Annotated in this window: 11 protein-coding genes; 10 read left to right on the top strand and 1 reads right to left on the bottom strand. The window is 45.1% G+C overall.

Features of this window, described 5'->3' with window-relative positions:
• The 9 genes from AC4MRV_RS08560 to tldD all read left to right on the top strand — a co-directional run bounded on the left by AC4MRV_RS08560 (nucleotide 1) and on the right by tldD (nucleotide 14,755).
• Complete coding sequence (locus AC4MRV_RS08560) at nucleotides 1-3,921, top strand: LamG-like jellyroll fold domain-containing protein (protein WP_491187012.1); 3,921 nt, start codon at nucleotides 1-3, stop codon at nucleotides 3,919-3,921.
• Nucleotides 3,922-4,073: 152 nt separating this feature from the next.
• Nucleotides 4,074-5,117 carry a rod shape-determining protein gene (locus tag AC4MRV_RS08565; RefSeq protein WP_004747218.1) on the top strand — a complete coding sequence of 348 codons (1,044 nt, stop codon included), beginning with the start codon at nucleotides 4,074-4,076 and terminating at the stop codon, nucleotides 5,115-5,117.
• 52 nt (nucleotides 5,118-5,169) lie between these two features.
• A complete protein-coding gene (gene mreC / locus AC4MRV_RS08570; protein WP_491187013.1) occupies nucleotides 5,170-6,057 on the top strand; it encodes a rod shape-determining protein MreC in 888 nt (295 codons plus the stop codon).
• Nucleotides 6,047-6,535 carry a rod shape-determining protein MreD gene (gene mreD / locus AC4MRV_RS08575; RefSeq protein ID WP_491187014.1) on the top strand — a complete coding sequence of 163 codons (489 nt, stop codon included), beginning with the start codon at nucleotides 6,047-6,049 and terminating at the stop codon, nucleotides 6,533-6,535. The genes mreC and mreD overlap by 11 nt, the downstream gene beginning before the upstream one ends.
• Nucleotides 6,536-6,537: 2 nt before the next feature.
• Nucleotides 6,538-7,098 carry a Maf family protein gene (locus AC4MRV_RS08580; RefSeq protein WP_491187015.1) on the top strand — a complete coding sequence of 187 codons (561 nt, stop codon included), beginning with the start codon at nucleotides 6,538-6,540 and terminating at the stop codon, nucleotides 7,096-7,098.
• Nucleotides 7,099-7,117: 19 nt separating this feature from the next.
• Nucleotides 7,118-8,587 carry a ribonuclease G gene (rng, locus tag AC4MRV_RS08585; RefSeq protein ID WP_491187016.1) on the top strand — a complete coding sequence of 490 codons (1,470 nt, stop codon included), beginning with the start codon at nucleotides 7,118-7,120 and terminating at the stop codon, nucleotides 8,585-8,587.
• A 9-nt stretch (nucleotides 8,588-8,596) separates the two neighbouring features.
• Nucleotides 8,597-12,469: a YhdP family protein gene (locus AC4MRV_RS08590; RefSeq protein ID WP_491187017.1), complete on the top strand. Its 3,873-nt coding sequence runs from the start codon at nucleotides 8,597-8,599 to the stop codon at nucleotides 12,467-12,469.
• A gap of 12 nt (nucleotides 12,470-12,481) precedes the next feature.
• Nucleotides 12,482-13,300 carry a carbon-nitrogen hydrolase family protein gene (locus AC4MRV_RS08595; RefSeq protein WP_491187018.1) on the top strand — a complete coding sequence of 273 codons (819 nt, stop codon included), beginning with the start codon at nucleotides 12,482-12,484 and terminating at the stop codon, nucleotides 13,298-13,300.
• Nucleotides 13,301-13,309: 9 nt separating this feature from the next.
• Nucleotides 13,310-14,755 carry a metalloprotease TldD gene (gene tldD / locus AC4MRV_RS08600; protein WP_491187019.1) on the top strand — a complete coding sequence of 482 codons (1,446 nt, stop codon included), beginning with the start codon at nucleotides 13,310-13,312 and terminating at the stop codon, nucleotides 14,753-14,755.
• An 85-nt stretch (nucleotides 14,756-14,840) separates the two neighbouring features.
• Here tldD and arcA read toward each other — a convergent pair whose 3' ends face one another.
• A complete protein-coding gene (arcA, locus tag AC4MRV_RS08605; protein WP_491187020.1) occupies nucleotides 14,841-16,061 on the bottom strand; it encodes an arginine deiminase in 1,221 nt (406 codons plus the stop codon).
• A gap of 564 nt (nucleotides 16,062-16,625) precedes the next feature.
• Here arcA and rraB point away from each other — a divergent pair.
• Nucleotides 16,626-17,036, top strand: a complete 411-nt coding sequence (gene rraB, locus AC4MRV_RS08610) for a ribonuclease E inhibitor RraB (protein ID WP_491187021.1) — start codon at nucleotides 16,626-16,628, stop codon at nucleotides 17,034-17,036.
• The last annotated feature ends 66 nt before the right edge of the window (nucleotides 17,037-17,102 follow it).

The following is a 17,102-nucleotide window of genomic DNA, read 5'->3' on the forward strand; positions in this document are numbered from 1 at the left end:
ATGGTTAGGTTGTTACAGCTGCTATTAGTCTTTGCGCTTAGTTTGTTTTCTCCGAGTTTGCTTGCTCTTGACCTTGCGGAGATGTGCCGTACTTTTCCTAATCCAGCTCAAGGCTGGCAATCAACCACAAGCAGGCTCACGATTAACCAGCAGAAAACCATCAATTCACCTCACCTGGATTATTACATTGCCGGTTGGAGTGAGAGCTTTGTTACTGACAATATTAGGGCTTGTGGTGATTCGGAGTGGGAGTGTGGCAGCTCAAAAACGAAGCTACTCGTACCTTTTGATAATGTTATCGACTACAGTCAATTCACCAGTTGTGAGGCGGGTTTTTGTTCGGCTGGGGCAACGAGCGACAAAGGCAGTAAGCCAACGGTCACGACCTATGATTTTTCAAGAGTGAACAAAAGTTTAACGGTAAGTGATTTTGATAATGTTAATTGTGGTAGTTGGTGTACGGTCAATATCGATGATGCTCAAAAGCAAGTAACCTTGACCGTAACCGGTAACTTTAGCAACCTCATCATCAACAATACATATTACGATTATGAAGTGAGAGTAAAACTCACCCCTGGATATATTGTTAAAGACTTTACTGCAAACGCTGCTGCTACATTAGATTTTACTGCTCCCGGTCGGTACTTACATCATAAACTCTCTGTATTGGCGCCAGGGTCCAAATTAGAGTTTGGTAGTGATGTTCAATTGAAAATTGTAGTAGACGCAGCTCGACCGTCAGATAGAGGTTTTGTCTACATTGGTGCTTCAGTCGATGTAGAAACTCAAGAAACGGAGACAGATACACTATGGATAAATGCGCCTGAAGGCGATGTGTGGTTTCGAGATCGAGTGAGCGCTGTTGATATTCACGCTCTGATTTCGGCTAACCATGTCCGAATAGGAAGTGGGACTTATGTATTTGGCGCAGTTTCAACTCCTGAGCTGACGATGCCTAGTCAACACAGTGCTATCGTCGGTCAAAGTGCCTGTTTTAGTGATCCCACGCCTTCGCCTGTTGCGAAGTTCCATCTAGAAGAGTCTTGGTCTGGCAATAGTGGCGAGGTGAAGGACACGTCTGGCAACAACCATCATGGTACCGCTGTCAATGGAGTCACGAGTGCGGTTGATTTACCTGCTTGGCCTAATGATGCCAATAGCTTTGGCACGTGTGGTTATGGAGATTTTTCTCGTGTTAGTGACCAATATGTGGAAGTTCCTCATTCTTCACAGTTAAGTATGAGTGAAGAAGTCTCTGTTTCAGCATGGATATATCCCAAGAGTTACCCTTCCTCCGATCTTGCGTCAATTGTAACGAAAGATACTAACTATGAGTTTCATCTGACTTCGAGTGGTTATATCTATTGGTACTGGCAGGTGAATACCTCTGGTTATCCTGCTTATAACCTATACAGTGCTCGGACCGTGCCATTGAATCAATGGACTCACGTTACGGTGACTTATGATGCCAATCGTCCCACTCAAGCGAAAATGTACATAAATGGACAACTGAGTTCTTATTACTATGTACCTATTCTAACGCCGAAATTATTGACAAATACGATGCCTTTCCAGATTGGTCAAGACCAAGCTTATCGAGGGTTTGATGGCTTTATTGATGAAGTGCAATTGTACAGTTCTGCCCTATCTTCTGCGCAAGTATTAGATGTCTACAATGAAAGGCACTTATGTCAGGACCAGTCGAAGAACCTGGCGCTAAAAATTACTCCGCTAACAGCTTCTGGTTTAGCATGTGATGGTATTCCAATTGATTTTTCTTTGATTGATGCTGATACCGGAAATGTTGTGGATGGGGAAGGGCAAAGTTTGTTCGTCGAAACTTTCCCTGTTTCAGGTCGGGATTACGCTTGTTGGAGTCCTGATGGCAACATGACAACGGCCCAATGTAAGAATGACCATGATTACAATGCAGTCTTTCCGAATGGTTCCCCTGCGACAGTTAGAGGTTTTATTCACAGCAAGTTTATTAATGATTATAACATCACTGCAAACGTCAGTAGCGAGGGCTTAACTGAGTCGGCGGGACCTTACGTTTTTCTTGCCCAAAGCGCGAGTATCGTGCCGTCTGATGGTGTAGACGGTAACGACTTTTATCAGGTTGCGGGGCGTGAATTTCCTTTTCGAGTGATGGTGCGTGGTGCGCAAGGCTCAGGGAACCAACTCAATTGTAGAGTCATTGACGTTGACGGAAGTGTCGTTGTCGATCTTTCAACAACGCAGCTGCCTGCGAGTAGTTCTAGTCGGATGCAGATCTCATACAATAATCGTCCTTGGGAAGAAGCAAATACTCGTATACCACTGACCTTTAGAGATGGGGTGGCTGGTGGGACAGAAGCCGCGGCTGATGGCTCGTTAAAACTGAGATTTGATGATGCAGGGATTGTCGACTTGACCGGAACGGGTGATACGGGAGTTCAAAACCTGACTTCAACAGAGCGATTTTACTTTCGTCCCTTTGCCACCACATTCTGTGCACAAAATGGGGCGCTGCCTGACAATACTACTGAAGCAACCGGCGGTCTTGCGAGCGCAGGCTCCAATGTGGACGTTTACCTTAAGGCATTTAACTGGCAATCAAGTTTAGATAGTAATAATGATGGGATACCTAATTCGGGATTGAAGGCGACCAGTTTGTGTGGAGTTCCGACAACGGCCAGTTACTTCACTCATAATGGCTATATCGCTCAGTCAGTATTGCAACAGCTGCCCGTGGCGTACCCTTCCGGAGGCGTTTTAGGGAGCTTATCACTTGATGGATTACCTTTGGACGGTCTAAGTGTCGAGGTACTTCAGTCAGAAGTGAATCAATCGCGAGCCTTAAATTGGACTGATGTTGGGACTCTAGCGATTTCTGCGGGACAAGATAACTATCTATCACAATCGGGTTTTAATATTCCGGGAGTAACTGCAGAAATTGGTCGCTTCTATCCCGCAAGTTTCAATATTACTCGCTCTGATTGGCAAGCTGTTGTTGGCCAAGGGGGGATCGCGTATTTGGATCAAGCCTATAACCGTGCTGAGATAGAGGTCGTGCCTTATCCTTTGGGATCAACAACCCCAGTAAGTAACTATCATTTGTTGGCCAGTGCGTTGCAAGCCAGCTTCAGTGTTAAGCAAGATAGTAATATTCCGAATGAATTGACGCTGGATCTAGCGAGTGGCGGTTGGTCTGCAGCAGGAGATGGAACATCTCATTGGTTAGTGAGTGACAGCAACGCAGTACTGGCACGTAATTACGTTTCTGAAACACCCTCGCGAACTGCGGCTAATGGGCCATTTAACACGGGGAGCGCTTCTTCGGTGGCCACTGAGTTTGGTTTGAATTTATTGCCAGCGAGCGATCCTGCTTCTTTTGATCCTCTTGCTGCTGTTACCGAGCAAAATCTGCCAAGTCAACCACCAGCGCGTTACGGTCGTTTGGTATTACATAGTGCCACCACTAGTACGACAAGCAGCGTTGAAGTCCCGCTTAGAGTTGAGTTTTGGAATGGTAATACGTTTGAAGTGAATACTGATGACAGTGTCTCTGAGCTAGCAACGTCAACCAGTTATGTATGCAAAGAGACCGTGTGGCCTTCTGGGACGACTTCAGGCTCAGCGCTGAGTGGCTCAGATTCGGCCCCTTGGGAACATGTTACTTCTGGTGAAAGTGATGCTGTACGAGCTGAGCCTGACAGCTCTCATACTGTCCGTGAACAAGTCCAATTTTGGATGCGATTAGGCGGTGAACGTCCGGATGGCATTACAACAGGGTGTGGTAATAGCCTTAATCAACCGTGGCTTCAATATGATTGGCGAGGTCTGGGTGATGAGGATCCGTCTTCGGTGGTGACTTTTGGTATATATCGCGGTAATGATCGAGTGATCTTCCGAGGTGAGCCTGGCTTAATTGGACAGTAATTTTTGTTATTTATCTGCCTATCGTTAGGAATCTGTTAGAAATTGCGGGTTTCAGCCCATGTTTACACTTCAATGCCTTGCTGTAGCGGCAAGGCATTGGTACATTTAGTGCAATTTTCTATCTTATAATTCTTTCAGGACGAGCGAAGAATATGTTCAAAAAACTTCGTGGCATATTTTCAAATGACCTATCAATCGATTTAGGTACTGCCAATACTCTTATCTACGTTAAAGGACAGGGCATTGTCCTAGACGAGCCTTCAGTAGTTGCAATCCGTCAAGACCGTAACCGCGCAGGCAAAAGTGTCGCTGCTGTAGGTCACGCTGCAAAACAAATGCTAGGCCGTACGCCAGGTAACATTTCTGCTATCCGTCCAATGAAAGATGGCGTTATTGCCGACTTTTACGTGACAGAAAAAATGTTGCAGCACTTCATTAAACAGGTACACGACAATAGCGTGCTAAAACCAAGCCCACGAGTTTTGGTTTGTGTTCCATGTGGCTCGACTCAAGTTGAGCGCCGTGCAATCCGTGAATCAGCATTAGGTGCAGGTGCTCGAGAAGTTTATCTTATCGATGAGCCAATGGCGGCGGCAATTGGTGCTGGTCTTCGCGTATCAGAACCAACAGGTTCTATGGTGGTTGATATTGGTGGTGGTACCACAGAAGTGGCGGTTATCTCACTAAATGGTGTGGTCTACTCATCTTCAGTTCGTATCGGTGGTGACCGTTTTGATGAAGCGATCATCAACTACGTGCGTCGCAACTACGGCAGTTTGATCGGTGAAGCGACAGCTGAAAAGATCAAACATGAAATCGGTTCAGCTTACCCTGGTGATGAAGTAGAAGAAATTGAAGTACGTGGTCGCAACCTTGCGGAAGGTGTACCTCGTAGCTTTAGCCTAAACTCGAATGAAATTCTTGAAGCACTACAAGAGCCTTTAACGGGCATTGTGTCTGCAGTTATGGTTGCTCTAGAGCAATGTCCACCTGAGCTAGCTTCTGATATTTCAGAAAACGGCATGGTTCTAACTGGTGGCGGTGCTCTACTGAAAGACCTGGATCGTTTACTGACTGAAGAGACGGGTATCCCTGTTGTGATTGCAGAAGATCCTCTGACTTGTGTTGCTCGTGGCGGCGGTAAAGCTTTAGAAATGATCGACATGCACGGTGGCGATCTATTTAGCGAAGAATAATCGTAGTGCCTAGTGGAAAACTAGGGTTATAGAGATAAGGAACTCATATTCAATGAAGCCTATTTTTGGCCGAGGACCTTCACTTCAATTACGTCTGTTTTTTGCCGTTATTTTATCAGCCAGCCTTATGCTGGCTGATAGTCGTTTAGGTGCATTTGCTCAAGTACGTTACTTTCTGAATAGCATGGTTGCTCCGATTCAGTACTTGGCTGATGTCCCTCGTGTGATGTTTGATGGAGCTTACGAGCGATTCAATGTTCGTCAAAACTTCATGGAAAGTAATCACTCTCTTAAACGAGAAGTCTTGCGCCTTAAAAATGACCTCCTTCTTCTTGACCAATATCGAGAAGAAAACATACGCCTGCGTAAACTGCTAGGTTCTTCTTTTGTTCGCGATGAGCGTAAAGTAGTAACCGAAGTCATGGCTGTTGATACGTCACCATATCGTCACCAAGTGGTTATTGATAAGGGCCAAATCGATGGTGTCTATGTTGGCCAGCCTGTTGCCAACGAAAAAGGCATTGTTGGCCAAGTAACGTTTGTTTCGGCTCATAATAGCCGAGTGTTGCTCCTAACAGACAGCCTAAGTGCAATTCCAGTTCAAGTGATTCGTAATGATATCCGTGTTATAGCATCAGGCAGTGGCAACATGGAGCGAATTAATTTGGATCATATTCCAATTAGTTTGGACATTCAGGAAGGCGATCTACTGCTTACTTCCGGACTTGGTGGGGTATATCCGGAAGGGTATCCAGTTGCCCATGTTGCGAACGTAGAGCGAGATAACGCTAGAGAGTTTGCTTTGATTGAAGCTGAGCCTGTGGTCGATTTTGAGCGACTTCGCTATCTGCTGTTGATCTGGCCAAGTGACTCGCGCCAGGAGAAAATTCAACAAGCAGCGCCGGAAAATATGCAAGAGGTAGTGACGAATGGCGAATAGTATCTTTAAAGGGCGAATCGTCATTCTATGCTCGTTCTTGATTGCTCTTACCTTGCAAACCATTCCATGGCCAGGAACACTGGATCTTATTCGTCCATCATGGCTTCTCTTGGTGACCTGCTATTGGGTACTGGCTCTGCCGCATCGTGTTAACGTGGGCAGCGCTTTATTGCTGGGCCTTTTATGGGACTTACTTCTAGGTTCGACCTTGGGGATCCGTGGCATGATGATGTCGATTGTTGTCTACCTTGCTGCGTTGAACTTTCTTGTGATACGCAATATGGCGCTTTGGCAACAAGCGATTCTTATTGGTCTGCTTTCAATGTTATTAGATGTGTTGATCTTCGGTGGTGAGTACCTAATTCAAGATGTTACATTTAATCCAGTCTCGCTATGGAGTGGGCTAATTAACTGTATTTTGTGGCCTTGGATGTTCCTTCTTATGCGTCGTATCAGACGTCACTGGCATGTGAGATAACTATGGGTAAATCATTGATATTGGCATCGGGCTCTCCTAGACGTAAAGAGCTATTACAGCAGCTTGGTTACCCATTTACGATCTTGGTTACTAATGTAGAAGAGTCTCAGCATGCTGGTGAGCAGGCTGAGCAATACGTTGCCCGTTTGTCACAAGATAAGGCTTTGGCTGCGTTAAATCAGCAACCGGATAATGTGGTATTGGGTTCCGATACAATCGTGGTATGTGACAACCAAGTGCTGGAAAAGCCTCTAGACTTAGCACATGCCAAGCAAATGCTCATGATGTTGTCAGGTAGGTCGCATCAGGTAATGACAGCGGTCACCGTTGTGAGCAAAGAAAAACAAGAGACGGTCGTTGTTACGACCGATGTGTGGTTCAAAACCTTGTCAGAAAATGAAGTAGAACAATATTGGCATACAGGTGAGCCATGCGATAAAGCTGGTAGTTATGGTATTCAAGGAATCGGTGGGCGTTTTGTTACTCGTATCGAAGGAAGCTATCACGCAGTGGTAGGACTTCCACTATTTGAAACTGACCAGCTGCTGCAAAAATTTTTATAATTTAAATTGAGGTGCGCTCATGAGTGCAGAGTTGCTGATCAACGTGACCCCGAGTGAAACTCGAGTGGCCATGATTGAAGGGGGAACCCTACAAGAAATCCATGTAGAACGTGAAGCTAAACGTGGCATTGTTGGTAATATCTATAAAGGTAAAGTGAGTCGTGTGCTACCGGGCATGCAGGCTGCTTTTGTTGATATTGGATTAGATAAAGCCGCTTTCTTACATGCGTCAGATATTGTGCCGCATACCGAATGTGTTGCTGAAAATGAAAAACAGCAGTTCCAAGTCCGAGATATTTCAGAGCTTGTTCGTCAAGGGCAAGATATCGTCGTTCAGGTGGTTAAAGACCCACTTGGAACGAAAGGCGCTCGCTTAACCACTGACATCACCCTGCCTTCTCGTTATTTAGTCTTCATGCCTGGAGCAAGTCATGTCGGTGTTTCGCAGCGTATTGAAAGCGAAGATGAACGCAATCGCTTGAAGAAAGTCGTTGGCCATTATTGCGATGAAAATGGTGGCTTTATCATTCGTACCGCGGCAGAAGGTGCGTTGGATAAAGAGTTGTCGCAAGATGCAGCTTTTCTTAAACGTCTTTGGTCGAAGGTGATGGAGCGTCGTGCTAAATACAAGACCCGTTCAACTTTGTACGGTGAGTTGGGTCTTTCTCAGCGCATCCTACGTGACTTTGTCGGTACTGAGTTGACTAAGATTCTGGTGGACTCACGTCAGGAGTTTGAAAACCTGAAAGAATTTACCTCTGAATATGTGCCTGAGCTTACTGAGAAGCTAGAGCTGTATGAAGGTGATAAGCCTATCTTTGACATGTACGACACCGAGAATGAGATCCAGCGTTCTTTGGAGCGTAAGGTAGAGCTTAAATCGGGTGGTTACCTCATTATCGATCAAACTGAAGCAATGACGACGGTCGATATCAACACTGGGGCTTTTGTTGGGCGTCGTAATCTTGAAGAGACGATATTCAACACTAACGTTGAAGCAACACAAGCGATTGCTCGTCAACTTCGGCTGCGTAACCTAGGTGGTATCATCATCATCGACTTTATTGATATGGCGTCTGATGAACATCGTAAGCGTGTACTCACTTCGTTAGAAGCTGCTCTCGATAAAGATCGGGTAAAAACTAACATTAATGGTTTTACTCAGCTTGGTTTAGTTGAAATGACGCGTAAGCGTACTCGTGAAAGTATTGAACATATTCTCTGCTCTACGTGTCCAACTTGTGAAGGGCGTGGAAGTGTCAAAACGGTTGAAACGGTGTGTTACGAGATTCTGCGTGAGATCACTCGAGTGAACCGTGCATATGATGCTGATAAATTTGTAGTGTATGCCTCACCAGCAGTAGCAGATACGCTTCATGGTGAAGAGTCTCACGCTCTGGCTGAACTGGAAGTGTTCATTGGTAAGCAAGTTAAGATTCAAGCTGAGCCTTTGTATATTCAAGAGCAGTTTGATGTCGTTATGATGTAAAGGTTGTATGTGAGCTCAGCAACAACTCGTATAGCAAGATTTGTATTGTGGATAGTCGTTACTGCGTTGGTTTTACTTGCCATCGCTGTGACGGCTTTACGTATTACTCTACCGCAACTTAATCACTTTCAAGATCCGATTAAGAACTGGGTGAGTACCAGTACAGGCTTTGATCTAGAAATCGCTGAAATCAATGGTTTTTGGCGTAATACCCACCCATCGATTTCGCTGCAAAACATCCATGTTAATACGCCTAAAAGTAGTGGAATTACGTTCAGTGCAGATAAGGTTGAGGTTGAACTTGACCTCTTCCAATCGATCTTACAGCAACAACCCGTCGTTGCAGACCTTAGTATCCACCAACTGGCACTCGATATTACATCCGTTGAAGCGGTTAGGAACGAGCAAGACAAGCCGGTACTTGAACCGAAAGGCTCTCAGCAGAATGTCATCAATCAACTGGATTCTTTGTTGTTAAGACAGCTTGATGATTTTTCCTTATTAGACTCAACGATTTTATTTCAAGGGATTGATGGCACGGAACGTCAACTTGATATTGCGAAGTTACGTTGGCAAAACAATGGTCGCCATCACTTAGCCGATGGCGAGATTAGCTTTGCTGATAGCAGCATTAACTCTGCGAAAGTGAAAGCGAACTTTGTGGATTATGGTTCGCTTAATGACGTCAGTGGGGAGTTCTACGTCTCCGCGCAAAATGTCTTGGTGACGCCTTGGCTGACGAAATACCTCAAAACAGAAACGGGCATTGATAAAGGACAACTAAGCTTCAACGCATGGTTAACTTTGCAACATTCTAAGCCAGTGGGCGCTTACTTAGAACTAGAAGCCTCTGAGTTAAGTTGGCAAGAAGGTCAGCGCCATGAATTGATGATTGAATCAGGTGCCTTTGAATTAGAGCCAACCCCAAATGGCTGGCAAGTAAATGCTCACTCACTCGATTTGCGCACAGACGATACCCAGTGGCCAGAGTTGGACATGGCATTTGATTGGCAGCCAAAGCTCTGGCGTTTGAATATCTCTCAACTTGATATCGCTGCAGTGACGCCATTTGTAAAGCTCGCACCTGAATCGATGCAGATGACTCAGTTACTTGAAACCCTAGCGATTGGTGGATTGGTTGAAGATATTCGCATTTCAATGGGCGATGATATCGAGAGCCTGAAGTACTCCGCGGAATTGTCGAATGGCTCCATATCACAATGGGAGTTGCTGCCTGGAGTGCATCACCTTTCCGCTGTGGTCAATGGCAGTTGGGATCAAGCGCGCGCTAAACTCAATTTGATTGATGATACTTTGCCGTATGGCGAGGTATTTCAAGCTCCGCTCAACATTAAACAGGGGGCGGTCGATATTGTTTGGCAACAGGATGATTTAGGTTGGCGTTTGTGGGCAGACAAAGTCACTGCCGCAACCCCAGATCTGCAAGTATTAGGCGCATTTCGACTCGATTTCCCTAAAGAAAGTAGCCCTTTCTTGTCTTTTTATGCGGAAGCGGATTTATACAATGCGGGTGAAACCTGGCGTTATTTGCCAGCGTTAGCATTAGGTCGAGATCTGACAGACTACCTTTCTACCGCAATTCAAGCGGGCAAGGTTAACACCTCTAAATTGCTGTGGTATGGCGAGTTGGCTCAATTCCCATATAAGAACAACGACGGCATGTTTCAAGCCTGGGTCGGACTAAAAGAAGCGAAGTTCAGCTTCGATACCGCCTGGCCGCCAATCACGGACTTACAGCTCGATCTATTGTTCCAAAATGACGCTATGTATTTGGATTCACGCAGTGCAACGTTACAGAACGTAAAAGCGAAACGAATCACTGGGCGTATACCTGAGTTGGCTGAAGGTGGGCACATTGAGATTGAAGCCAGTGCCATTGCACAAGGTAATGCGGTACGCGACTACATGAACACAACACCATTGGTTGACTCAGTGGGTGCGGCGTTGACTGCTGTGCAAGTTCAAGGTCCTGTAACATCGAGTTTCCAACTTAAGATTCCATTCGATAGCGATCTTGATGCAAGGGCATGGGGATATGCCGATCTATCTGACAGCCGAGTTGAGATTGAAACGCCGCCAATGAGTTTGGCTAATGTGAGCGGTCGAATTGAGTTTGATAATGATGTTGTTAAGGCTGCAGGGTTATCTGCTCAGTTACTTGAGCAAGATGTGGCGATTGATTTCTCTGGTGAAAATGTTGGTCAAGGCTATGGCGTAGATATTGATGTTGTTGGTGATTGGGACATAAAGCCGATTGGTCCTTATATAGGTACTAAGTGGACCGACCCTTTGCAAGGTCATGCGCCATGGCGGATGGGAATCGATATCCAACTCAATGACGTTGGCTTTACCTACCAAATTGATACGACTGCTGATCTCCGAATGGTAACGAGTGATTACCCGTATCCGCTGAATAAGGAGAGTCAGCAATCAGGTAAGGCAAGATTACAGGCATCAGGTAATCAAGAGAGTATTACGGCACGACTACAGTTGCCGAACCTAAAGTATCAAGCTGAAATTGATATTCGTCCTGATACTCCGGTATTAAGAGCAACCAATTTAGTTCTAGGTAAAGGCAGTTTTAAAATCAGTCCTGTGGCTGGCCATCAAGCTCAAATTCGCACAGACCGCTTTGAGCTGGATCGTTGGATTGAATTGTTTAATATGCCGGAACCTAAAGCTCTCTCTGCGCTGAGTTCGATGAATACTCCACAGATACCCATGCCTCAGCGTATTGAATTGAATGCCAAAGAGATGACCTTAGCAGGTATTGAGTGGAATGATGTCGATTTCTCCGCTAAGAAAAAAGGCTTAGCTTGGTACATGAACTTAGATAGCCAAGAGGCATCTGGTGAGGCGAACTATTTAGCTCCCTATGACTTATCTGTAGCGCTTGAGCGTTTGCATCTTTACATCCCCGCGCTAGATAACGAATACAAGGACAAGACTTTATTTGAACCTGAAGCAAAAGATAGTCCTTTAATCAGCGAGTTTGATCGTACGTTCCATCAGCAGTTGCCTAATATTACATTGACCATTGATGATTTTTGGCTTCAAGGCTACAAGGTTGGCAAAACACATATGGACGTACAGCGTCAGGGGGATGTGATTGAGTGGAAGAAACTCTCTTTCGAAAGTGGCACCAACAAGGCAGAAATGAGTGGGCGATGGCAGCTTACGGACTCGCGCAGTCATACCTCTCTAAACGTTGAAATGTCCGGAGAAAATAACAGTGATGTGATGGAGCGATTTGGTATTTCATCTGGCATACAACGCGCTCCATTTAACATGCGTTCTTCGGTCGAGTGGGATGGTGCGCCTTGGTCGATGAAGGTTAGCTCTTTGCAGGGAGATGTGAGTACAAAACTGGGTAAAGGGATGATTTCAGATGTTAGTGGTGCTGCAAGGTTACTGGGCTTGTTTAGCTTAGATTCCATCATTCGTAAAATGCAGCTCGACTTCACCGATGTCTTTGATAAAGGGATGGCGTTTAACTCCATTACGGGTAGTGGTCAGATTAAGAATGGTGTCTTCTTGACCAATGATATCAAGATGGATGCGGTAGCGGGTGAAATGACGATTCGCGGCCTTGCTAATTTAAACAGTCGAACCGTGGATGCAGAAGTTAACTTTGTCCCTGATATTACCTCTGGTATTCCTGTACTAACGGCCTTCGCTGTAACGCCTCAAACGGCTTTGTACGTATTAGCTATTACGACGGTTATTTCTCCCGTCGTGGAAGTGTTTACTCAAGTTAATTATGAAGTGAAAGGTCCTTTGGATTCACCTGAAGTTAATGAGCTTTCGCGTAGTAAAGGCGAGTTTAAGCTTCCAAAAACGTTAAGAGAAGCATTGGAGTAGAGAAGGATACTCATGGAACGAGTCGGTTTAATTCAAATGACATCTGGGCCTGATGTGATGGCTAATTTGGCCAATATTGAGACCCAGGTCGCCGCACTAGCGAAAGCAGGTGCGTCGATGGTGATTACCCCAGAAAACTGCGTGGTGTTTGGCAATCGCGCTGACTATCATCATAACGCTGAGCGTTTAGGGGATGGTATTGCGCAGCGTCATTTTGCGAGCCTAGCGAAACAACATAAAGTTTGGTTAGTGGTAGGAAGCATGCCGATTCGTCGTACGCATGGAGTGAGTACAACGACGTTAGTCTTCGACCCCAGTGGCGAATGTAAAGCTCAATATGACAAGTTACACATGTTTGATGTGGACGTGGCGGATGGTCACAGTCGTTATAGAGAATCTGAAACCTTTACTCCGGGCTCACAGATTGTGTCACTCGAGACACCTGTTGCTCATTTGGGGCTAACAATCTGTTATGATGTCCGGTTTCCGCAACTCTACAGTGAGTTGGCGCAGCGCGGAGCCAATCTAATTATAGTGCCTGCGGCTTTTACGGCTGTGACAGGAGAAGCTCATTGGGAAGCGTTGCTTCGTGCAAGGGCGATAGAAAGTCAGAGTTGGATCGTTGCAGTCAATCAATGTGGTGTTCACCCATGTGGCCGAGAAACGTGGGGACACTCGATGGTGATCTCTCCGTGGGGGGAAGTGGTAGCCAGTTTAAGTAACCAACCCCAAAACCTAGTGGCTGATATCGATCTTAGCCAAGTTGATGAGTTAAGAACAGCAATGCCAGTACTTAAGCACACTAGGTTTCACAATCAATTAAAAGTATAAGAGCGAAGTATGACAATTAATCATGTAGAAGATGCATTGCTGGGGGCAGCTGGCCTTACGGAGCAGGATGTTGCTGATACCTTAGCAAGTATGGCGACGCGTCAGATCGATTACGCGGATATTTATTTTCAATCAAGCTGGCACGAGTCTCTAGTACTAGAAGATAGCATTATTAAAGATGGTTCTTTTAATATTGATTGTGGTGTTGGTGTACGTGCAGTGACCGGAGAAAAAACGGGCTTTGCTTATTCTGATCAGATTCAACTAGAAGGCTTAAAGCAAAGTGCTATTGCCGCTCGCGGTATCGCTCAACAAGGCCAAAATGGCAAGGTTCAAGCGTTTAAGCGTTCAGATAACCAAACGGTTTATGGTGCTGTTAACCCGTTAGAAAGCTGGCAAAAAGAGCAGAAAACCAAACTTCTAAAAGAACTAGATGCGTATATCCGAACGAAAGAGCCTTTGATCAAAGAAGTCTCCATTAGCCTCAGTGGTGTTCATGAGCAAATGCTGGTGGCGGCGACAGATGGTACATATGCAGGAGATGTTCGCCCATTAGTTCGTTTATCAATCAGTGTTCTTGCCCAGCGAGGTGAACGTCGTGAACGAGGCAGTGCGGGTGGTGGTGGCCGTTTTGGTTATGACTTCTTCTTGTCCGAGCTTGATGGATCTCAAGTTGCCTATCAGTTTGCTGATGAAGCGATTCGTATGGCTCTGATTAACTTAGAAGCCGATGCTGCACCTGCAGGCGCGATGCCTGTTGTTCTTGGTTCTGGTTGGCCCGGTGTGCTTCTGCACGAGGCGGTAGGCCATGGTTTAGAAGGCGACTTCAATCGTAAAGAGTCATCTGTATTTAGTGGCAAAGTTGGAGAAAAGGTTACGTCAGAACTGTGTACGATTGTCGATGACGGTACACTTAAAGACTTACGTGGCTCATTGAATGTCGATGATGAGGGGATTGCAGGTCAGTACAATACACTTATCGAAAATGGCGTTTTGAAAGGCTATATGCAGGACAAGCTCAATGCTCGTTTGATGGGCGTTAACCCGACCGGTAATGGCCGTCGTGAGTCCTATGCACACTTGCCGATGCCGCGCATGACGAATACATATATGTTGCCAGGCCAACATACGCCGGAAGAGATCATTTCAACGGTTAAGAAAGGTCTTTACGCGCCGAATTTCGGTGGAGGCCAAGTGGATATTACTTCCGGTAAGTTTGTCTTCTCAGCATCAGAAGCTTACCTCATTGAAGATGGTAAGATCACGCGTCCAGTAAAAGGCGCGACTCTGATTGGTTCAGGCATTGAAGCAATGCAACAAGTTTCTATGGTAGGTAATGACCTGAGTATTGACCGTGGCGTAGGGGTTTGTGGTAAAGCAGGGCAAAGCGTTCCGGTTGGCGTTGGTCAGCCAACCTTAAAACTAGACTCACTGACTGTGGGTGGTACCGAATAAAAGAATCAGTGAATAATCACTGTTGCGTCTAAGATCAAAAAAGGGTTGGCTTAATTAGCCAACCCTTTTAAGTATCTTGTTTTCTTTAGATACCGTCACGCTCGATTGGGCAGCTCATACAGCGAGCACCGCCACGTCCACGACCTAGCTCATTGCCTGGAATGGTAAGAACTTCAATACCCGCTTTATCATATTTTTCGTTGGTATAAACGTTACGTTCATAGCCAATAACAACGCCAGGTTTGACGGTTAGTACGTTATTTGCGTCATTCCATTGCTCACGCTCAGCTTCATAACTGTCACCACCCGTGGTAATGATCTTCAGGTAATCGACCCCCAGCGCTTCTTCAATGGCGTGAATGTAACTTGGCACTTGTTCGACCTTCATTTCACCGTCATCTTTGGCACTTAAACGCCAAGTATCTAGGTCTTTACGCATGATCTCTGGGTAGACTGAGAAGGTATCGATATCCATGTGTGTCATCACTGTATCAAGGTGCATACATGAACGATGTTTTGGTAGATCTATTGCAATCACTTCTTTTGCTTGGCCATATTTAAATAGGCTAGCGGCTAAGTTTTCTACACCTTGTGCTGTCGTACGTTCAGACATACCGATAAGTACAGCGTCTTTACCGATGACCAGAACGTCACCACCTTCGATATTAGCGTTATCGTAGTGCAGGTCTTCATCACCGAAATACTTAATAAAGTCTTGGCCAGCAAATACGGGATGCCAACGATAGATTGCACGCAAGTGGTTGGTTTCGCGCTGACGTGCCGGTTTCATCATTGGATTGAGCGATACACCCCCGTAAACCCAACAAGAAGTGTCTCGGGTAAATAGGTGATTTGGAAGTGGTTCGATGACAAAGTCGAGTGGACGATGCATCTTCGGCAACATAGACACCGATTTTATCGGTAATTCAGAATATGCCAAACCACCTAACAATATGGTTGCTAAGTGTTCATTATCCATATCGGCTAGGTAGTTGCGAAGGTCACGGGCAAAAATTGGACCGTAACGCAAATCGGAAATTTGCGTGTTCAGCAGCCATTCTTTTGCGTCGGCAACGGCTAGAGTGTCAACGAGTAAGTCGTGTAACAATAGAACTTCAACGCCCTGTTCGGTGAGTGTCTGAGCGAACTTATCGTGTTCTTCACCTGCGGCTTCAACTGCTAATACATCATCAAACAACAGTTCATGACAGTTGGAAGGGGTTAAGTGAGTTAATGCTCGCTCTGGGCGATTTAACAATACACGTCTTAACTGGCCAACTTCAGAGCCTACATACAGCTTACTCATTTTGTATCCTTACGATTTGTTCCAGTGCGTATTTATGACAAGGTTGTTATCAATATGCAAGCTACCAGTTTGGGTGTTAAAACTAAAAAATGTTTATTTCATAGCCTTAAAATTTGTTATTTTATTTATATCCTATATATAAGTCTAAAATATATAATTTAGTCTACTGAGTGAAGATTGACTTCCTATTCGTATCGTGGCCCAGATTTGTATGTTGTTCATGATTTGACACGGCATAGATATTCATTAAATAACCATTATGGGTTTCAAAAGATGGTTTTTATGCAAAAAGAGGCTGCTGGATAATATGCAGGGCAAAAAAATAAAAACGCATAATGAAATACTGCTAGGTTAACCATTGGACGGAATAAAGTTCTAAATCACTCAATTGATAAAAAAATGTTAATTTACTCAGCTTGTGAGCTTGATCATTTTAAGGTGACGGTTAATCCCTTCATAAAGATCAGGATCTCGGCGTATTCTGGGTAGTATTTTTGCTGGATCCGTGCGATAGTCCGTTGCGTTAAATTAAGATCATTTTTGTCACTATCTGGAGCACTATTTATGTCTCATGAAGATGAATATCTATCAGTCGAAGAATTAATTGAGATTCAAAAGGAAGAGACTCGCGACATCATTCAAGCACTACTAGAAGATGGCAGTGATCCAGACGCGCTGTACGAAATTGAACATCATCTGTTTGCAGAAGATTTTGACACGCTAGAAAAAGCCGTGGTTGAAGCCTTTAAGATGGGTTTTGAAGTGCTTGAAGCTGAAGAAACAGAAGATGAAGATGGCAACAAACTTCTATGTTGTGATGCGACGATGGAATCTGCATTGAATGCGGAAGCTATTGATGGCCAGGTTGAAAAGCTGATTCAGCTTGCTGAAAAATACGACATCATCTACGACGGCTGGGGCACCTATTATGAAGGTGAAGACGCACTTTACCCAGAAGAAGACGACGAAGAGTAATTCAGTCAAATCATACAAAAATGCCAGTCCTAGTGACTGGCATTTTTATATCTTTATATAGGCGCT

The sequence above is a fragment of the Vibrio sp. genome (genome assembly GCF_984391705.1).